The following is a 21700-nucleotide window of genomic DNA, read 5'->3' on the forward strand; positions in this document are numbered from 1 at the left end:
AAAATTTTAGGAGTAAAAAAATGATAAATAAACAAATAAACTCATTAAATGAAGAATATATAATAGACTTAACAAATAAAGGAATGTATAAAAGAGCTTTAAAATCTTTAGAAAAAAATCAAATAATAAAAATAAATGAAAATCATTATAAAACAGAATCATACAATATAAAATTCAAAAATAACATATTTGATTTTACATGTGATTGTGAAGCTGTTGGATACTGTAAACACGTAATAATGATATACATATATCTCATGAACAATAAAGAAAGTCAAAAAATAACCCTAAAAGATTATGAACAAATAAATGAAATAGACAATTCAAAACTAAAAAAATATACAAATCAAGACAAAATAAATGAAACCATAATAAATTATGATCAAACAAAAATAACACATCAAATAGAAGAAAATTTAAAAATAAACATAAAAGAAAAAACATATATAATAGACTATCCATTTGATATAGAAATGCTAATAAAAAAATATGAAATACAAGAAATAATAATTATAATAAAATATATACAAACTCTAAACAACCTACAAAAAATAAAAATAGAATACAAACCCAAAAATATAAACACATTAAAAAATTCTATAAAATTATTACACACATTATTAGAAAAAGGATTATATAATTTAAATACAATAGATATAAATGAAATAAATTATATGAGTATAGAACTAAAAATGAAAAATTATAATATATATTATAAAAAATTACAATATCTAAAAACAAAAATAAATGACTATTTAAACTCCAAAATAAATTCAAACCTCATAAATATAAATGAAAATATAATAAATATATTAAAAGAATTATACATATTAACTTCAGATGCAGATGACTATTATAAATACAAAATAATAAACAAAACAATAAAAAATCAAATAAATGAAATAAATGCATATGTATTAAATTACCATATAATAAAATTAATCAACAATAATATACTAATAAATCTACTACTATTAAATACAAAAGATAAAAAAATATATACATTAAGCAATATAAGAAAAAATACAAAAAATATACAAAACAAACCATTATTCATAAACGATGAATATACAGCTGAATATTTAAAAAACAAACAAATAAAACTAAAAAATTGTATAATAAAAAATCAAATACAAATATTAAATTCAAACAAAATGGAAATACAAATAATAGAAAATAAAATAAATATAGATCAATATACCGAAACTATAGAACAATCAAAAAAACAATATATAAAACAAAATATTCAATACCATATAATAAAAAATCCTCAAAATAAAATGTTTAAATTCAATGAAATAAAACAAAGAATAGAGTTACAAATAGAAGAAACAACAATATACTATAACTACTCAGAAGAACAAAAAAACATTATGGAAAAAATGCTAAAAACAAAAAATATAGATAAAATACTTGTGAAATTTCAAAATAATGAAAGAAAAATAGAAGCAGAAGTGATTATTTGATTTACTTTACTGTAAATCAATATCAATGGAGGAAAAAATGGATAATACACAATTAATAATCCAATTAAATAAACTATTACAACAAATATCAGAAATAGGAATAAACAATATAGAAAAACTAAACCCTGAATTTATAAAAGAATTTAAATATTATACAAAAATATTTAAAGAAATAGGATTTACAAAAATATCAGAATTATGTCAAAATCTTATAGAAACTCCCGATATACAAACATATGTAAAATTAAAAATACTATTAAAAGAAATACAATAAATCCCCTTAAAAATCAAAACTAAAAAAATGATATAATAGAATTAGATATGTAATTAAAATTCTAAAAGGGGGATTAAATATGAACGAAACGATAAAAACAATAAAACTTAAAAATATCATAATAAAAATAATAATTGGAGATATAACAATTGAAAAGACAGATGCGATAGTAAATGCTGCAAACTCAACATTACAACATGGTGGTGGTGTTGCAAAAATAATATCGGATAAAGGAAATCTTCAAAAAGAATCAGATCAATACATAAAAGAAAAAGGAAAAATAAGAACAGGTGAAGTAGGTGTAACATCAGCTGGCGATTTACCTTCAAAATATGTAATACATGCAGTAGGACCGATATGGTATGGTGGAAGCAAAGATGAAGCAGAATACTTATATATGGCAATTTTTAACTCATTAAAAAGAGCTGAAGAATTACAATTAAATTCTATAGCATTCCCTGCGATATCGGCTGGAATATTTGGATATCCAATTGAAAAAGCTGTAAAACAATATAAAAAAGCTGTAGACAACTTTGATAATCAAAATCCTGAACATATAAAAGAAATAAAATGGATAATATATGACAAAAAATTTATAGATCATTTCTTAAAAGAATTTTAAAAACCTCTCAAATTAGAGAGGTTTTCTTTAAATTAAAACAAAAAATGAATACAGGGGACAGGGAGGGATTAAAATTGTTAAACAAAGTTATAATAATTGGTGCAGGAACAGCAGGTTTAGCAGCAGGAATAAGACTTCAAAACAATGGATATGATGTTGAAATCTTTGAAAAAAATCCCAAAATAGGTGGAAAAATGTATCAAATACAAGAAAAAGGATTCAGATCGGCAAAAGACTTCTATAATCCAAAAACACTCTTAAATGCTTTAAAATTAAAAACATTTAACAATGCATACAATGAAATATCAAAATATGTAGATGATGAAAGACTAATGAAAATGTTAAGTTTCCAAACACTTTATATAGGAATATCACCTCATAATGGTCCATCAATATACACAATAATACCTATGATAGAAACAATATATGGAGTATGGTATATAAAAGGTGGAATGTACACCATGGCAACAGCTATGGCAAAACTATTTCAAGAACTTGGGGGAAAAATACATTTAGAATCAAATGTAGAAGAAATAATAATAGAAAATAATAAAGCAAAAGCAATAGTTATAAATGGAGAAGTAATAGAATCAGACTATATAATTGTAAATGCAGATTTCCCTTATGCTATGAAAAATCTAATAAAAAATGAAAAAAATAGAGGAAAATACACAAACAAAAAAATAGAAAATATGGACTACTCATGCTCATGTTTCTTAATGTATCTTGGATTAAACAAAAAAATAAGTGATGATACAAGACTCCATAACATAATATTTGCAGAAGACTTTGAAAAAAACATATCAGACATATTCAATGGAAATGATCCAAAAGAACCTTCAATATATATGTATATACCTACTAAAATAGATGAAACACTCGCTCCAAAAGATAAAGAAACATTATATGTACTTGCACCAGTACCAGAATTAAAAACGAGAGGACATAAATGGACTTCAGATGAAATAAATGAATACAAAAAAATAATATATGACAAAATAAAAACAAAAAAAGGACTTGAAAACATAGAAAACTTAGTAGAAGTAGAAAAAATATATACACCAAATAATTTTGAAAGCAATTTCAATGCTATGAATGGAGCTACTTTTGGGCTTGCACCAACATTATTGCAAAGTAATTATTTCAGACCACATAACAAATTCAAATACTGTGAAAACCTATACTTTGCAGGAAGTTCTGTACACCCTGGAGCTGGAGTACCAATAGCATTAACTTCTGGAAAAATAGCTGCAGATGAATTAATGAAAGATGATATAAACGGTGATAATTAATGAGTTTAAATGATGATTATAAACAATGCAAAAAAATAATAAAACAAAATTCAAAAACATTCTATAAAGCATTTTCAATGTTAAATACAGAAAAATCAATAGAAGGATCTTTAACCATGTTCATAATATCATTCATAATAACGATTATATTCTCATCAATATCAGCTCAAAATAATATAATAATAACATCATTATTAATAGCAACAATATCAACAATAATAGAAATACTATCACCATTTGGAATAGACAACTTAACAGTGCCAATAATAACATCCATAACTTATGAAATATTAACAAATATCATAAAATAAAAATCCCCTAATTAAGGGGATTTTATATATTATTCAAAAAAAATATCTCGACTTTAAATGCTTAAAATTGTCCAAAACAAATATATTAAAAAAATATAAATTATATCTAAACAAAAAGTAAAGATAAACAAATCAAAAAGCAAAAAAATAAAGAAAAAACAAAAAAACCGTAAAAGGATTATCAAATCATAAATAGAAATAATATATAGAGATAAAAAATATAAAAATGGAGGATATAAATGAAAAAAATACTGTACATATTACTTACTCTAAGTATACTAATATTATTAAGCTCATGTATATTAAACGAAAAAGAATTAAAGAAATATGAAGATGATATAAAGTTCTCAAAATTGAACACAAACTCAAGAAATGAACTTGTAAAACTGATATATGCAGCATATAATCAAGGTGCTGAATGTTCATATCAAGAGTTAAAAAAAAATGAATCAAAAATGCATAACACTAAACAAGTACTTGCATACTATCAATACTTCATGAATGAAATAACCTTAGATGAAACAATAAGTAAAGCCTTTGGAGAAAGATTAAGTCCAACTGATTTTAGATTAAGAAATTATGTTGGAAATATAATAAAAAATGCAGATGATGGATCATCAACAAATTGGTTAATAGACTATGTAGATCAAGAAGTACCGGTAAAACCTCAAAGTACAGATAGAACATTTGAAGAATTAAATCCTAAGAAAATAACAAATTTCGATAAAAAAGAAATGTTAACTGAAAAAGTAGAACAAATAATAAAATACACATCAGAAAAGGGAAGATTTTGGGATGTATGGTTAAAATTCTATGGACAAGATTATACAGAATCTGGAAAAACATATCCAAAAATAACTCCAAATGAAAGTCTAACAAATCAACAAATAAAAGAATATGCTCAATACATAGTAGAAATGGCATATACATACACACATTCTGATATAATGCTAAATCAAAGTATAAGTGAATCAGAATTATGGAAAAAAGAAATATACTTCGATCATATACCTGTTGAACTATTACTTGCAGTATTGACACAAGAATCATATTTATTACCACTCACATACAGAGCAGAAATATCAGGTGGAAAAATATATGCAGTATCATTTGGACTTGCACATACACTTGTAAATGCAGACAATATAGTGATAAGTAAAGATCATTATGATATAGGCAATGGAAAATCAGATCAAAGAAATTTTGAAACTATATCAAAACTCTATATAAACAAAAGTGGAACAGAATATGAAAAATACTTCTCAGACTGGGATTTAACTATGGTAAGAGGAAGTATGATATACTCCCTCACATACTTAGATATAATATATCAAAAATTAATAGTAGAATACGAATAATCCCCTTGTGAAAATATATATATTAGATGCAAAATCTCACCAAAAAAACCGGCTAAAAGCCGGTTTTTCATAATAATATGATAAAATAAATATCATATAAAAAAGTGGTGATAAAAATAAAAAATAAAAAATTCAAAAAAATATACATAGAAATAACAAATATATGTGATTTAAAATGTTCATTTTGCAATATAGATAAAAGACCAAAAAAACACATAGAAATATCAAAATTTCAAAAATACATACAAAAAACATCCAAATATACAGACTATTACACTTTATATGTAAAAGGTGAACCATTATTACATCCAGAATTACAAAAAATACTCGATATAGCAAAACAAAACAATAAAAAAATAACACTATCTACAAATGGATACAATATACAACAAAAAGCAAAAAAAATAACAGACTACACAGCAATATATAGAATAAATATATCACTTCATAGCTATATGCAACAAAATCCGTATAAAATAAATTCTGAACAATATACAAAACAAATAATTGAATTCATAGAAAATGCATCAAAAAATAGCTACATATCTTTAAGAATATGGAGAAAACAAAATCAACAGACACAACAAATATTAAAATACATAGAACAATACTACAAAATACAAATACCAATAAAAAACAATGAAAGAGACTACTATAAAATAAAGGACAAAATATATATAAATTATGATAAAGAATTTCAATGGCCAGATATAACAGAACAACAACAAACAGAAAAAGGATTTTGCTATGGCCTAAGAGATCATGTAGCAATACTTAATGATGGTACAGTTGTTCCATGTTGTCTCGATGAAAATGGAATTATAAATCTTGGAAACTTAAATGAACAAGAATTTTCAGAAATAATCAACTCAAAAAGATCTAAAGCTATATATGACAACTTTTCTCAAAACATTGCAATAGAAGAACTATGTAAAAAATGTACATATAAAAATAAATTCATAAAAAAACAAAAGATTTTAGCCTCTAAATAAAAATATACATGTATATATAAGTAAATACAACTGTGATAAAATTTGCATAAAAACTGTTTCAATGAAAAAATATACATGAAAAGATTAGGAGGTGTTAATAATGAAAAAGGGGATACTCTCATTATTAGTAATTTTAATGGTAATATTTGCCTACTCAACAGAAATAATAGTATGGCATGGAATTACTGATCCAAAGGGAAAAGCTGTATTGGATAAACTTGTTAAAGACTTTGAAGAAGAAAATCCTGGAATAACAGTAAGATTACAGGCATCAATTGGGAACAATGATGGAGATGACACAAAATTAATAGCTTCAGTTGCTGCACAACAGGTACCTGATGTATATTATATAGACAGATTCGTAATAGCTCAAAGAGCTTATAACAAAGTTGTACAACCAATAGATGTACAATTAGAAAAAGCTGGATATGATGTAAAAAAAATCAAAAATGAATTTTTTGATTTTGCAATAGCGGAATGTGAATTTAATGGAGCATTATATGGACTTCCATTTGAAACAGATACAAGAGTAATGTTCTACAACAAAGACTTAATAAAAGCTGCAGGTGGAGATCCAGAAAAACCACCAAGAACAGTAAAAGAAGTTGAAGAACTTGCAAACAAAATAACTAAAAAAATTGGAAGAAGAGTAGTACAAATAGGATTCATACCATGGGCATATCAAGGTTGGCCATATACATATGGATGGGCTTTTGGTGGAGAATTTTATGATGTAAACACAAAAAAATTCATATTTGCAGAAGATGAAAATGTAATAAAATCATTTGAATGGCAAAAAGAATATGCAAAAAACCATGACAAAAATAGCTTAGATGCTTTTATATCGATGAATGCTGGAGACTTAAATCCATTCAAAGCAAACAGAATGGGAATGATGGTAGATGGAAACTGGTCATTAAGAGGAATACAAGATCTTGGTATAAACTATGGAATAGCACCAGTCCCTGGAACAGATCCAAATCATATATCAACATGGGCAGGTGGACATGGTTGGGTAATACCTAAAAAAGCAAATCATCCATTAGAAGCTGCAAAATTCATATACTTCATGTCAACAAAAGGACAAATAGAATATGCAGTAGACAGAGGATACTTACCAACAATAAAAGAAGCTGTACCAAAATTAATAGAAAAAGATCCATCATTAAAACCATTCACAGATGTACTTCCATATGCAAAATCAAGACCAGCAGTACCAATTGGATCACTTGCATGGGATGAATTAACAAAAGCAAGAGATCAAATATTAGATGGTGCAGATGTAAGAGAAACATTAAAACATGCACAAAAAGTATTAAATGATGAAATGGAAAAAATAGAAAAAGAGCTCTCTAAATGAGAGGGCTCTTCTTCAGATATAAACCTGAGGTGATAAAAAAATGAAAAGCCGTACAAGAACAAATACAATAGGACTGTTATTTGCATTACCATGGCTCATAGGATTCTTAGTATTTGTACTATATCCTATATGTGCATCTTTATTCTACTCATTCACAGAGTATCATATAACAGACACACCTAAATTTGTAGGATTTTCAAACTACATAAAAATGTTTCAGGATAATATATTTTTAAAATCAATAACGAACACGTTATTCTATACAATATTTCTTGTACCAGTGGGTTTAATTGTGGGAATAGGTCTTGCAATTCTCTTAGTACAGCCATTCAAAGAAGTTGCAACATACAGGGCATTAACATATTTTCCAAGTATAGTGCCTGGATATGCATTTGCTGTAATATCATTATTTTTCTTTCATCCATATCTTGGATTTGTAAACAATCTATTGGCACAATTCGGAATAGAAGGACCATTATGGTTAAATGATCCAAATTGGGTAAAACCTACAATAATACTACTATCTCAATGGGGTGCTGGTGGAACTGCATTAATAATGATGGCTGCACTAAAAGACATACCAAAAGAACTATATGAAGCTGCATCAATAGATGGAGCTTCGAGATGGAAACAATTTTGGAAAATAACATTACCTTTAATAACACCAAGTATTCTATTCTATTTAATAACAGCAACATTTGGAGCATTACAAATATTCGATCTTCCTATGCTTATGACAAAAGGTGGTCCAAATAATGCATCATTAACATATTCAATGTACCTCTATAAACAAGCTTTCTCATACATGAACATGGGATATGCATCAGCAATGGCTTGGATAATGTTCCTAATAGCAATAGTATTTACATTAATATACTTTGGAACATCAAAAAAATGGGTAAATTATTTTGGATAAAAATAAGAGGTGACATATATGAAAGCCAAAACAAAAGAAAAAACAAGAATAAATATAATGAGAATAATAACCATATTAGTATGTATAATATATGCATTACCATTAATATGGATGGTAACAACATCTTTAAAAACAGATGCCGAAATAATGGCATTTCCCCCACAATGGTTACCAGATAAACCAATATGGGACAATTATGTTCAGGCTACAAATTACTTTCCATTTTGGAAATATTTTGGTAACAGTATTATAATAACATTTGGATGTGTTATAGGATCATTAATAAGTTGTCCCATGATAGCCTATAGTTTCTCAAAAATAAACTGGTGGGGCAAAAATATATTCTTTTACATGATGCTTGGAACCATGATGCTACCAATGGTAGTGACAATGATACCAACATTCGTTATATTCAGTAAACTTGGTTGGATAAACACGTATTTACCATTAATAATACCCGCATTCACAGGAACACCAGCCTTCATATTCTTGTTAAGACAATTCTTTAAAACCGTGCCAAATGCTTTATTAGAAGCGGCAAGAATAGATGGTGCAAGTGAATTTACAATATTCAGAAAAATAATGTTACCATTATCTAAACCAATATTATTTCTTATAGCATTGCAACAATTTGTCGGATCATGGAATAACTATTTTATGCCATTAATATACTTAAACGATGAAAATTTATTCCCGCTTGCACTTGGATTACCATTATTTCAAGGAAAATATGAAACGCATTGGAACTGGTCTATGGCAGCATCTACAATATCACTGATACCGACACTAATATTCTTCCTAATAGCACAAAAATACCTAATAGAAGGAATAAAAATACAAGGTATGAAAGGATAGTGTAAAAGGTGAAACCAAAATACGAAAGAATATATGACTACCTCGAATCATTAATAATTGAAGAAAAAATTAAAGCCGGAGAAAAAATACCATCTGAAAAAGAAGTTGCCGACATGTTTGAAACCACAAGAGTGACAGTGAGAAAAGCACTCTCAAAACTCGAACATGAAGGATTAATAACTAAATTAAAAGGTGTAGGCTCTTTCGTAACGAGTTCAGATCCACTCTCAAGAAAAAAAATTGGAGTAATAGTACAAAACAATGACATAGTAAGGGGAATAATAAAAAATACATCAAAATATGGAATAAAAACATATGCATTAGATTATTCATTCAATGTAAAAGAAGAAGAAAAACTAATAATAGACTTATTAGAAAAAGAAATAGATGGACTAATATTACAACCGACAACATCATCATTAACAAATGGAATACTAAGAAGTTTAATAAAAGAAAGTTTTCCAATAGTATTTGTAGACAGACCTCTACCCAATCATTATGAAATACCATTGATATGGAGCGATAATGAAGAAGGTGGAAGAATAATGGCACAACATGCAAAAGAATTAAAAATAAAAAATCCAATATTCATAACTCATGGAGACTTTCAAATACAATCAGTAAAAAGTAGATATATAGGATTCTGTGAAGAATATGGAAAACAAATACAAAATATAGATTCAGAAGAAATAAATACACATGATCTTTTAAAAAAAATAAAAGAAGAAAAAATTGATTTCATATTCTTTTGTAATGATACAACAGCTATAAAAATTCATAACACATTAATATATAACGGAATAAACATCCCGCATCAGATAAAAGTTGCGGGATTTGATGACATAGAAACTGCTATAATGTTATATCCAGAATTAACAACTGTAAAACAAAACTTTGAACAAATAGGTGAAAATGCCGTATCAACAATAATAAAAATATTAAAAAATGAAAAAACACAAAAAGAAATAAAAATACCAGTACAAATAAAAAAAAGAAAATCAACAAGCATTTAAAAACGAGGAGGCGAAAAAATGTACTTAAAACCAGAACAAATAAAAGATAGATACCTTGCAATGATAAGTGAAATATTCCCATACACAATAAACAAAAGAGAAAATTTAAACAACTGGACATACAGTTCAAAAGATGAAACAAAACAAAACATAAACGAAGGATTTACATGGGATGATAAACAACTCCCCGTATATTTTGAAAACACAATAAAAATAGACAAACCTCAAAAAGATCAATGGATATACTTAGATCTATGGATGGGTGGAGAAAGTCTTGTAATAATAGACGATTTTCCATATGGAGAAATAAATCCATACCATAGACAATTAAACATAACAAAATTCGCCGATGGTAAAGAACATAAAATAAAAATACAAACAGTACCAAAAAAATTATTTGGAGAACATCAAAAAACACCTACATTAACAACATCAAAAATATTAACAATAGACAAAAACATACAAACATCATTATTAAAATTCAAAACAGCAATAGAAATAATGGCTGCAACACCAGATAAAACATTAGCTGAAAAAATAAAAAAACAATTAGATGAAGGAATAAAACAAATACATATACCGAGAAATTCAGAAAATTACTTCAAAGGAACAAAAGACAATCCAGCTATATATGAAATGGTAAATGGAATATGGGATCCAGAAGAATTTCCAGAAAATTCAGGTATGTTACTAAACCATGAAGACAAACAAACAATAATAAATGCAGCAGAAAAACTAGATGAAAAAATGACACAATTAAATAAACAACATCAAAAACAAGGAAAACTAAACTTAATAGGACATGCACACATAGACTATGCATGGTTATGGCCATATGCCGAAACCAAAAGAAAAATAGTTAGAACATTTGCAAATGCTGTAAGAATGACAGAAACATATCCAGAATTCAAATTCAGTCAATCATCAGCACAAATGTACAAAGACTTAAAAAACTCATATCCAGAACTATACAAAAAAATTCAAGAACTCGTAAAACAAGGAAAATGGGAAACTGCTGGAGGTATGTGGGTAGAAAGTGACTGTAATATAGGAAATGTAGAATCCTTAATAAGACAATTCTATTATGGTCAAACATACTTTGAAGAAGAATTTGGAACAAAAAATAAAACATGTTGGCTTCCAGATGTTTTTGGATTCAATTGGATAATACCTCAAATATTAAAAGAATCAGAAATAGAAAACTTTGTAACCATAAAAATAAATTGGAGCGAAAAAAACAAATTCCCACATGATGTATGCAAATGGAGAGGAATAGATGGATCAGAAGTAATATACTTCTCATATGCAAATCCAATTGGAGGATACAATGGAAACACAGATCCAGAATCACTAATAAAAACTTGGGAAGCACATAGAGAAAAAGATAAAGTAGACACAACACTTCTATCATTTGGATATGGAGACGGTGGTGGAGGTCCAACAGATGAAATGCAAGAAAAATATGAAATAGCAAAAAATTGGGCTGGAGTACCACAACTAAAAATAGACACAGTAGAAAACTTCTTCGAAAATTTAAAAATAGAAGAAACACTACCAACATGGGATGGAGATCTCTACTTAGAATTACATAGAGGAACATACACATCTCAGTCAAAAACAAAATATCTACACAAAATAGCTGAATACAAACTATATCAAGCTGAATACTACTCAGTAATTGCACAAAATGAAATAGAATACCCAGAACAAAAAATACAACAATTATGGGAAATACTTTTACATACAGAGTTCCATGATGTAATACCAGGATCATCAATAAAAGAAGTATATCAAGACTCAGAAAAAGAATTAACACAACTAATACAAAATGCAGATGAAATAATAAAACAAGCAATAAACTCTATCTCAAAACCAAACAACTCAAAAATAACAATAATAAATGACACATCATATGAAAGAAAAATAGAATTCACAGCAAAAACCAATGGAAAAATAATAGAAACTCAAAATGGAACACAATTAAAAATGCAAAAAATAGATGAAGAAACATATATATACACATCAGATGAAACAATAAAACCATTCCAGACAATAATACTAAACATAACAAATAAAACAAATATTCAAGAACAAAAAATACAACAAAAAACAATAATAGAAAACAACAAATTAAAACTCGAAGTAAATCCAGATGGAACAATACAAATAACAGATAAAACAAATAACAGAAAAACATTCAAAAACAAAGGAAACATACTCGCCATGTACAAAGATGTACCAACATATTGGGATGCATGGGATATAGAACATGATTATGAAAAATATGAAACAATAATAAAAGCCGACTCAATAAAACTAATAGAAGATGGAGAAATACAAAAAACAATACAAGTAACCTACAAATCAGAAGGAACAATAATAATACAAAATTACACATTAAAAGAAGAAAGATTAGACATAAACACAAAAATAGACTGGCATACAAGAAGAACTATGTTAAGAGCAAAAATGCCTTTCAATGTACACACAAGAAATGCAAAATGCGATCTATCAGCTGGATACATAGAAAGACCAACACATACAAATACAAGCTGGGAAGAAGCAAGATTTGAAGTACTTGCTCACAGATGGATAGACTTATCAGAATACAACTATGGATATGCACTATTAAACGATTCCAAATATGGATACAAAATAAATCAAAATGAAATATCTATAAACCTCTTAAGAGGTCCAATATACCCTGCATACTTTGCAGATGAAGGAAAACATGAATTTACATACTCAATATATCCTCACAACAATTCAGATATACAAACAGTAATAGAAGAATCAGAAAAACTAAACAAACCTCTAATGACAAAAATAAATTCAGAAATACAACAAAACCCAATAATGCAAACAAATAAAACAACATTAAAAATAACAGCAATAAAACAAGCAAAAGAAAAAGGTAATACAATAAGACTTGTAGAAATGGCTGGAGGATCTGGAACAGCAGAAATAAAAATAAATATACCACACAAAAAAATATATAAAACAAACCTATTAGAAAACAATAAACAAGAATTAAAAGAAGAAAATGGAATAATAAAGCTGGAATACAACCCTTTCAAAATATACACCCTTGTTGTAGAGTAAAAAAAAGATCTTCTCATTAAATTGAGAAGGTCTTTTTTTAATAAAAGAAAGTGCCGGATTAGATGAAAAAGAATTGAAAATTATTAAATATATCAATGAAAATAATTCGATTTCAACAAAAATAGTTACAGAAATCTTAAATATTAAAGAAAGAAGAGCAAGAATAATTTTATCAAATCTCGTTAAAAATAATATCCTAATTAGAAAAGGTAAAGGAAGAAATACTCATTATATATTAAAACCTTCTCATTAAGTTGAGAAGGTCTTTTTTTAATAAAAATATTATTAAAAAATGATAAAATAAAATATAGAACAAAAAAGGAGAAAAAATAATGCTAAAAACAATAATAACAACACATAAAAATCCAGATTTTGACGGATTTGCAGCAGCATATGCCGCAAAATTAATATATGAAGATGCACAAATAATAATAAAAGGAGAACCCGCTAAAAACCTCACAGAATTCATAAATATATATGATATCCCTTATCTCACCGAAAAACAATTCCTTGAAGAATACAAACAACAAATAGAAAACAAAAACTTTCAAAAAATAGTAATAGTAGACACAGCAGATATACAAAGAATACCTCCAACAATAAAAAAATTAATAGAAAGTGGTATAGAAACTGATATATATGATCACCATCCCAAAATGAGAGAAAATAATATAAAAGGAAATAATTATTCTGAAGAAATGGGAGCTGCAACAACACTTGTAGTAAAACAGCTACTAAATCAAAAATCAGATCTTCCGGATACCTTAGAAACATTATTTCTAATAGCAATACATGAAGATACTGGAAATTTCATGTATACAACCACAACAGAACAAGATCATCTTGTTGCAGCAGAACTATTAAAAAGAGGAGCAAGATTAAAAGAAGTAGAAGAATTTGTAGCACTCGAAATGACAGAAGAACAAAGAGAACTATTCGATATGTTGTACAACAACATACAAGAACTATATTTAAATGAATTAAATGTACAAATAGCTTATTCAGAAATAGAAAAATTCATAGGTGGACTAAATATAATAACTCATAAAATATTTGAAACATTAACTCCAGACATACTATTTACAGTAGTAAGAATGGGAAAAAACATATACATAGTAGCAAGATCTAAAACCAATGAAATAGATTTAAATAAAGTATTAGAACACTTTGGAGGAGGAGGACACAAAAAAGCTGGATCTGCTAAAGTAAAAGACAAAAACATACAACAAGTAATAAACAAAATAGAAAAAGAATTAAAAAATTCATTCATACCAGTAATAAAAGCATCAAATATAATGTCATCACCAGTAAGAACAATACTTGCACAACAAAAAGTAGAAAAAGCATACAATATAATGGAACAAACAGGTCATTCAGGACTACCAGTAATAGACAATAACAAACTAGTTGGCCTCGTAACAAAAAAAGATATAGAAAAAGCAATAAAACACAAACTATCAAATGCCCCTATAAAGGCAGTGATGACAAAAAAAATAAAAGTTGTAGATACAGAAACATCAGTAAGTCAAATAAGAAAAATAATGGCAGAAGAAGATATAGGAAGATTACCAGTATTAAAAAAAGGAGTATTAGTAGGAATAATAACGAGATCAGACATACTACATGCATCAAGCGGAGTATTTGATTTCTCACCAAATCCAATACTAAAAGAAAAATTCAATGTATTCAACATATCCCAACTCATGAAAGAAAGACTCCCAAAAAGAATAATGAACCTTCTCAGACTATTCGGTGCATTTGGCTCAGAATTAAAAATGCACACATATGTAGTTGGTGGCTTTGTGAGAGATTTATTATTAAACTTAGAAAATTATGACATAGATATAGTAGTAGAAGGTGATGCCAACAAATATGGAAAATATGTTGCAGAACAATTAATGATAAAATATATACCACATAAAAAATTTAATACATGCTCATTATACTTCAAAGATGGATTTAGAATAGACGTAGCAACAGCGAGAACAGAATATTATGAAGCACCAGCAGAATTACCAAAAGTAGAAGTAAGCACCATAAAAAAAGATCTATATAGAAGAGACTTCTCAATAAATACGATGGCAATAAGAATAAATCAAGAAACATTTGGAATGCTATTAGATTTTTTCACATCAAAATCAGATCTCGAAAACAAAATAATAAGAACACTATATCCATTATCTTTTGTAGAAGATCCAACAAGAATACTCAGAGCAATAAGATTTGAACAAAGATATGGATTCAAAATAAATAAACAAACAGAAGACTATCTAAGAAGAACAGTAGAAGGTAATTACCTTGAAAAAGTTACTGGACCGAGACTAAGAGAAGAAATAGAAAAAATATTAAAAGAACCAAACCCATTAAAAGCAATAAAAAGAATGGGTGAATTCAAAATAATAACCCATCTATTCCCATACACATACTACACACCAACACTTGAAAAAGATGTAGAAAAACTATTCGAATACTATGAAATAATAAAACACAAAGCACCAATATACACATACAAAGTAAGAAAATTACACTTATTATTCTATATACTATTACAATATACTCCCAACAATTCATTAAAAGAAATACAACAAAGATATGGTTTACCTGGAGAATTCTTTGAAAAATTAGATCAAGCAAAAAAAGCTTATCAAACAATAAATGAACAAAAAGAAATAAGTAATTCAAAATATTATGAAATACTCTGTACATTCAATAATGAACAAATAATATATACGGGAATAAAAGTATCAGACAACAAAAAACAAGAATATACAGACTACTTAAACAAAGTAAAAGAAATAAAATTAAAAACAACTGGAAAAGATCTCAAAGAAAAAGGATACAAAGGAAGACAAATAAAAGAAAAACTTGAAGAATTAAAAAAACTAAGATTAGATGAAAAAATAACTCCAGATCAAGAAAAAAACTACATATAAACAGGAGAATATTATTCTCCTGTTTTAAGACTTAAAATTTTATTAGCAATTCTTTCTGAAACTCTTTTATCAAAAGCTTTAGGTAAAATATTAAACTCATTCAAATCCTTATCTTCAACCATAGAAGCAATAATCTCAGCAGAAGCAACTTTAATAAAATCATCTATTTGAATTTTAGCTTTAATAGCTCCTCTAAAAATTCCTGGAAAAGCCAGTACATTATTAATTTGATTTGGAAAATCAGATCTACCTGTTCCTACAATTTTAGCACCATATTCTAATGCAATATTTGGCATTATTTCTGGAACTGGATTAGCTAAAGCAAAAATAATTGGATCAGAATTCATAACTTTAATCATATCACCACTCAAAACATTAGGAGCTGAAACACCTATAAAAACATCTGAACCATTCAAAGCATCAAAAAGGTCACCTTCAATATAATTTGGATTTATAATTTTAGCTATTTCATCTTGAAAAACATTAATATTCTTCTTCTTTTTACTTATAATACCTTTTAAATCACATAAAATAATATCCTTTATTCCATAAAACAGCAAAAGTTTAACAATAGCTATTCCTGCAGAACCTCCACCATTTACAACAACACGTATATCATCTTTAGATTTATTCACCAATTTCAAAGAATTTATTAAAGCTGCAAGAACAACTATTGCAGTACCATGTTGATCATCATGAAAAACAGGTATACCCAATTCTTTTTTCAATCTTTCTTCTATTTCAAAACATCTTGGTGCAGAAATATCTTCAAGATTTATTCCACCAAAAACAGGTGAAATATATTTAATTGTTTTAATAATCTCTTCTGTATCTTGAGTATCTAAACAAATAGGAATGGCATCAACTCCTCCAAACTCTTTAAATAAAATACATTTACCTTCCATAACTGGTAAAGCTGCTTCAGGACCTATATTCCCTAATCCTAAAACTGCCGATCCATCGGTAACAACAGCTACTAAATTATTCTTAACAGTATACTTATAAGCTAATTCAGGATTTTTAGCAATCTTTATACAAGGTTCAGAAACACCAGGAGTATATGTAATAGCTAAATCATGAGAATTTTTAATAGCTATCTTAGAAACAATTTCAAATTTTCCATGAAATTTTTCATGAAATATCAAAGACTCTTCACTTAAATTCATAAAAATCTCCTCTATTATTTATAATATTTATAAACAACTTATCTATACATTTCATACCCTCTACATTCAAATAATTCAAATTATCTATGGTATCATAAAAATTATTTCCAGAAATACCTGAACAAGAAAATTCGCTCTTATCATAACTCATAAGTTCAGCACATTCAAAAGCAAATTTGGCAGCATTACCAGACTTAATGGCACAACTCTCTTTTGCACCATCGCATAAAACTCCAGCACTTCCAGAATAAAAATTAATTATAAGACTATTTATAATATTCTCATCAATAAACCCATTCATCAAAAAATATAAACCCACAGATGCTCCAACTCCCGCAGCATAAAAAACTCCACATAAAGGAATAAGTTTTCCCATCTTATGTTTTATAAAACCAGTGATTAAACAACTCAAAATCAAGGCCTTAGAAATAATTTCTTTTGATAGATTATTCTTTTTACCATAAAAAAATATTGGAACAAGAGAAACAATACCTTGATTACCACTGCCAAAACAACTTGTAATTCTAACTGGAGCTCCACCCATCCTTGACATTGAAGCAGAAACAACTAAAAGTTCAATAATCTTTTCATCATAATCCTTATTACAATCCAATAATCTCTTCACATATTTAAAACCCTTATAATTATTATTATTAATTCCATAAATAGAAGCATCACAATTATTCATAGCTTTTTTATATACATATTCAAAACAATCATCATCACAGTTATTAGAAAAATTTAAAATATCTTTTAAAGAAATATCTGAAAAATAATCATAAAAATCTTCATCAAATTTTTTATTCAAAATAATATCATTATTCTTTGAAACAAAGACAACATTAGTATGAGATCCCTTTATAATCAATTTAACTTCATTATTTTTTCCAATAATTTTTACAGATATAAATATATCCGAAATATCAAAAAGACAATTAATTTTAAAAAAATCAGAAGAAATCAATGATTCAGCTTTTTCTATCATATCTTCATCTATATCTGATAATATTTCAAGACCAAGTTCAGATTTTTTAGAAACAAATCCTATTGCCGCAGCAAAAAGATTCCCCCTTTTAGAAGTTCCTGGAATACCAACATCAACACCATTTTTAAAAACATTCTTACTCAAATCTATATTTATATTATCAACACTTTCATTATCTCCAAAAAAATCTACAGCTTTTGCAACAGCAAAAGCTACAGCAGCTGGTTCAGTACAACCACTTGTATAAACAATCTCATTAAATATATAATCTTTAAGACAACCCATAAAAACGCCTCCAATGCCTAATAAATAGTATTTCCTTTAGAATCTATTCCCATAATCAAAGGAAAATCTTTAACTATTATTCTTTGAATAGATTCTGTACCCAAATCTTCAAAGGCTAAAACTTCATGAGACATTATTTTTTCAGACAAAAAAGCAGCTACACCACTTGGTGCAATAAGATAAAACTTTGAATAATCTTTATTTAAATCACTTACAAAAGAACTTCTTTTCCCCTTACCAACAGTTGCATAAACTCCCAAATCATACATAAATTTAAGAAAAGGATCCATTCTATTACTGGTAGTTGGACCTATTGCACCAATACTTTGAAAATAGGGTTTTTTAGCTGGACCGGCATAAAAAATTATCTTATTTTTAAAATCAATGGGTAAACTTTCTCCCTTTTGAAATAATTCAAAAATTCTTTTATGAGCGGCATCTCTCATAATAATAAACTCACCAGAAAAACTTATAAAATCTCCAGCTTTATACTTATCAAACCTCAACTCGAACACATCCTTTTCTAACTAGATAACAATCAATAGAAATTGCAAGAGGTAAAACAGCAATATGAGTTGGAAAATAATTAATATGGACAGAATAAACACTTCTTCCACTTCCCAATCCTTGAAATCCTATTTTAAGATCATTCAAATCTTCAATTAATTCCTTTTCAAAATCAGAATAAAAAATATTATCATTTCTATTATTAAAATCATAAGTCAGTGCAAGTTTTGACAAAACAACAGCCTTATCTGAAGAGCCTCCAATACCAATACCAATATTCAAAGGGGGACATCCTCTCATCCCATTGTTTTTAATATAATCACAAATAATTTTTTTAATATCTTCTTTAGAAGAAGTAGGTTTAAGCATAAACAAAGCACTTAAATTTTCACTTCCTCCTCCTTTAACAAGAAATCTAATTTCAATAAATTTTTTATCATGAAACATATAATGAACAATCGAAGGAGAATTATTTTCAAGATTAACTCTTTCAAATAAAGGATCCTTAACTGTAGAATATCTATAAAAATTATTTTTATAAACATATAAAACCACATCATTCAAAAGTTTTTCAATATCAAAACTAATATTAAAAAATTTGGGAAGAAAGACGAAAAATTCTATAATACCAGTATCTTGACATAAAGGTAATTCTTTACTCTCTGCAATCAAAATATTATTCTTTATCTCTTCAGAAAAAGGACCTTCATAATCATCAATAAAAATTTTAGCTTCATCATTAATAATTTCATTAGCTTTCTTAATTTCAGTCGTCAATAATTTAAAAATATAATCCCTCATCAAAACTCCTCCAAAAAAATTAAATATTAGAATATTTCATATTTAAAAAATCAATTCCATCTTTAATTTTATTATCTATTTCATCGATAAAATTAAAATTATTCTTCAATTCATTTTCGAAATCTTTGAACATATTATTCATAGAATAAGGTGAAGGACCACCTAAAACATCACGAACATTAATAAAATTATCTGTCGATAATATATTAGAGATATCTTCATCAGATTCTTTCAAATCAAATCCAGCTATAATATTAAATTCTTTTCTCAAAATAGAATTATCATAATTTGATTTAACAAATTTAGAAACTATTTCATGTGACTGTCTAAAACTAATTTCATACTTCCTAACAAAAAAATCTGCAAGTTCAGTAGTTGTCGTTCCAGTACTTATAGCAATATCTTCACATCTATTATCAACTACATCAACTTTTTCAAAAACTTCTTTTAAAAGTTCAAGTGTAGAAATCAAATAATCATAACCATCTGAAAAATACTTTACAGGAGCATCCGCAAGTTCATTAATATCCTGATAAGGAGCATTCCTAAAAATATCTTCAACACCTTTAAACATACCAATTGCAAGACCTGCTTGAATTCTTATATGCTCAAGAATAACAGGATTCCTTTTTTGTGGCATTATAGAACTGATCTGAACTAATTCATCAGGAAAATATAACATTCCAACTTCTGTTGAAGCTTTATGAAGCATATCAGCCATCAATCTTGTTATATCAATTAAAAGATTATTAATTCCAAAAACTAAATAAGTCATCCAATGAGATGAAACAATTGCATTATAAGAATTATAAACAGGCTTATAAAAGCCCAAATAATCTGAAATACTTTCTCTATTAATATTAAAACCAGTTGTAGTTATAGCACAAGCACCCATAGGAGATTTATTCAAACATTTAAAAGATTCAAAAATAATATTAGAATTTTCAAGAATATCATATGCAAATGCCATTAAATAATGAGAAAAAGTTGAGATATTAGCAGGTTGACCATGTGTAAAAAGAACAATCTTTTTATCTTTAAGTTCTTTAGATCTCTTAAGAATACAAGACATAATATCATTCAAAAAATATAACAAATTTAAAAGTTTGTCTCTCAAAAACATCTTAAAAAATGTCATATCCATATCATTCCTTGATCTTGCAGTATGAAGTGCACCAGCGTATTTATCACCAATTAAACCTTTTAAGACATTTTCAATATAAAGATAAAAATCTTCCGTATTATCTGTAATTTCAGCTGGAAAATCATCTTCATCAATTATTATATTCAATCCATTTTTAATTGCTTTGGCACATTTCAAATCTATAATATTTTCCTCATTCAACATAACAAGATGAGCTTTTTGAACCAAAAACAAATATTCTTTAAAAAGATCAACACCATTGATATAAGTCTTATTAAGAACATTCTTTTTATAAACCTCTGAAAACATAATTCTCAG

19 protein-coding genes are annotated in these 21700 nt (G+C 27.0%); 14 read left to right on the forward strand and 5 right to left on the reverse strand.

Annotated elements, in window-relative coordinates; genetic code table 11:
* Positions 1-20: 20 nt before the first annotated feature.
* The 14 genes from C7380_RS06445 (at position 21) to C7380_RS06505 (ending at position 16494) form a co-directional block, all read left to right on the forward strand.
* Positions 21-1466 carry a hypothetical protein gene (locus C7380_RS06445; protein ID WP_109604673.1) on the forward strand — a complete coding sequence of 482 codons (1446 nt, stop codon included), beginning with the start codon at positions 21-23 and terminating at the stop codon, positions 1464-1466.
* A gap of 37 nt (positions 1467-1503) precedes the next feature.
* Positions 1504-1740, forward strand: coding sequence for a hypothetical protein (locus C7380_RS06450; RefSeq protein ID WP_109604674.1), 237 nt, complete (start codon positions 1504-1506; stop codon positions 1738-1740).
* Positions 1741-1819: 79 nt separating this feature from the next.
* A complete protein-coding gene (locus C7380_RS06455) occupies positions 1820-2362 on the forward strand; it encodes a macro domain-containing protein (protein ID WP_109604675.1) in 543 nt (180 codons plus the stop codon).
* A 74-nt stretch (positions 2363-2436) separates the two neighbouring features.
* Positions 2437-3654 carry a phytoene desaturase family protein gene (locus tag C7380_RS06460; protein ID WP_306765955.1) on the forward strand — a complete coding sequence of 406 codons (1218 nt, stop codon included), beginning with the start codon at positions 2437-2439 and terminating at the stop codon, positions 3652-3654.
* Entirely contained in the window at positions 3654-3965 is a 312-nt protein-coding gene (locus C7380_RS13500; RefSeq protein WP_158274813.1) for a diacylglycerol/polyprenol kinase family protein, read from the forward strand. Before C7380_RS06460 ends, C7380_RS13500 begins: the two co-directional genes overlap by 1 nt.
* A gap of 239 nt (positions 3966-4204) precedes the next feature.
* The gene (locus C7380_RS06465; RefSeq protein WP_109604677.1) at positions 4205-5323 is read left to right on the forward strand and encodes a hypothetical protein; all 1119 of its coding nucleotides are present in this window, start codon (positions 4205-4207) and stop codon (positions 5321-5323) included.
* A 107-nt stretch (positions 5324-5430) separates the two neighbouring features.
* Entirely contained in the window at positions 5431-6315 is an 885-nt protein-coding gene (locus C7380_RS06470) for a radical SAM/SPASM domain-containing protein (protein ID WP_146192159.1), read from the forward strand.
* 100 nt (positions 6316-6415) lie between these two features.
* Positions 6416-7675: an ABC transporter substrate-binding protein gene (locus tag C7380_RS06475; protein ID WP_109604679.1), complete on the forward strand. Its 1260-nt coding sequence runs from the start codon at positions 6416-6418 to the stop codon at positions 7673-7675.
* A 40-nt stretch (positions 7676-7715) separates the two neighbouring features.
* Positions 7716-8591 carry a carbohydrate ABC transporter permease gene (locus C7380_RS06480; protein WP_109604680.1) on the forward strand — a complete coding sequence of 292 codons (876 nt, stop codon included), beginning with the start codon at positions 7716-7718 and terminating at the stop codon, positions 8589-8591.
* 18 nt (positions 8592-8609) lie between these two features.
* Positions 8610-9446, forward strand: coding sequence for a carbohydrate ABC transporter permease (locus C7380_RS06485; protein ID WP_109604681.1), 837 nt, complete (start codon positions 8610-8612; stop codon positions 9444-9446).
* Between the two features lie 8 nt (positions 9447-9454).
* Positions 9455-10459 (forward strand): GntR family transcriptional regulator, encoded by a 1005-nt coding sequence (locus tag C7380_RS06490; protein WP_109604682.1) that lies wholly within the window; start codon positions 9455-9457, stop codon positions 10457-10459.
* A gap of 18 nt (positions 10460-10477) precedes the next feature.
* Positions 10478-13561, forward strand: coding sequence for an alpha-mannosidase (locus tag C7380_RS06495; RefSeq protein ID WP_109604683.1), 3084 nt, complete (start codon positions 10478-10480; stop codon positions 13559-13561).
* Positions 13562-13634: 73 nt separating this feature from the next.
* Positions 13635-13814: a hypothetical protein gene (locus C7380_RS06500; RefSeq protein ID WP_109604684.1), complete on the forward strand. Its 180-nt coding sequence runs from the start codon at positions 13635-13637 to the stop codon at positions 13812-13814.
* 79 nt (positions 13815-13893) lie between these two features.
* Positions 13894-16494, forward strand: a complete 2601-nt coding sequence (locus C7380_RS06505) for a CBS domain-containing protein (protein ID WP_109604685.1) — start codon at positions 13894-13896, stop codon at positions 16492-16494.
* A gap of 11 nt (positions 16495-16505) precedes the next feature.
* Here the strand turns inward: C7380_RS06505 and C7380_RS06510 are convergent, their stop codons facing one another.
* From C7380_RS06510 to C7380_RS06530, 5 genes are read right to left on the reverse strand one after another with little or no spacing between them, the layout of a single operon-like run.
* Positions 16506-17660, reverse strand: coding sequence for an NAD(P)-dependent malic enzyme (locus tag C7380_RS06510; protein WP_109604686.1), 1155 nt, complete (start codon positions 17658-17660; stop codon positions 16506-16508).
* Positions 17647-18930, reverse strand: a complete 1284-nt coding sequence (locus tag C7380_RS06515; protein WP_109604687.1) for an L-serine ammonia-lyase, iron-sulfur-dependent, subunit alpha — start codon at positions 18928-18930, stop codon at positions 17647-17649. The genes C7380_RS06510 and C7380_RS06515 overlap by 14 nt, the downstream gene beginning before the upstream one ends.
* Before the next feature lie 17 nt (positions 18931-18947).
* Entirely contained in the window at positions 18948-19445 is a 498-nt protein-coding gene (locus C7380_RS06520; RefSeq protein ID WP_206050542.1) for a FumA C-terminus/TtdB family hydratase beta subunit, read from the reverse strand.
* Positions 19426-20238 (reverse strand): fumarate hydratase, encoded by an 813-nt coding sequence (locus C7380_RS06525; RefSeq protein WP_109604689.1) that lies wholly within the window; start codon positions 20236-20238, stop codon positions 19426-19428. Before C7380_RS06525 ends, C7380_RS06520 begins: the two co-directional genes overlap by 20 nt.
* Before the next feature lie 19 nt (positions 20239-20257).
* A complete protein-coding gene (locus C7380_RS06530) occupies positions 20258-21691 on the reverse strand; it encodes a lyase family protein (RefSeq protein ID WP_109604690.1) in 1434 nt (477 codons plus the stop codon).
* Positions 21692-21700: the final 9 nt, after the last annotated feature.

The organism is Oceanotoga teriensis, assembly GCF_003148465.1.
Taxonomy (GTDB): Bacteria; Thermotogota; Thermotogae; order Petrotogales; family Petrotogaceae; genus Oceanotoga; species Oceanotoga teriensis.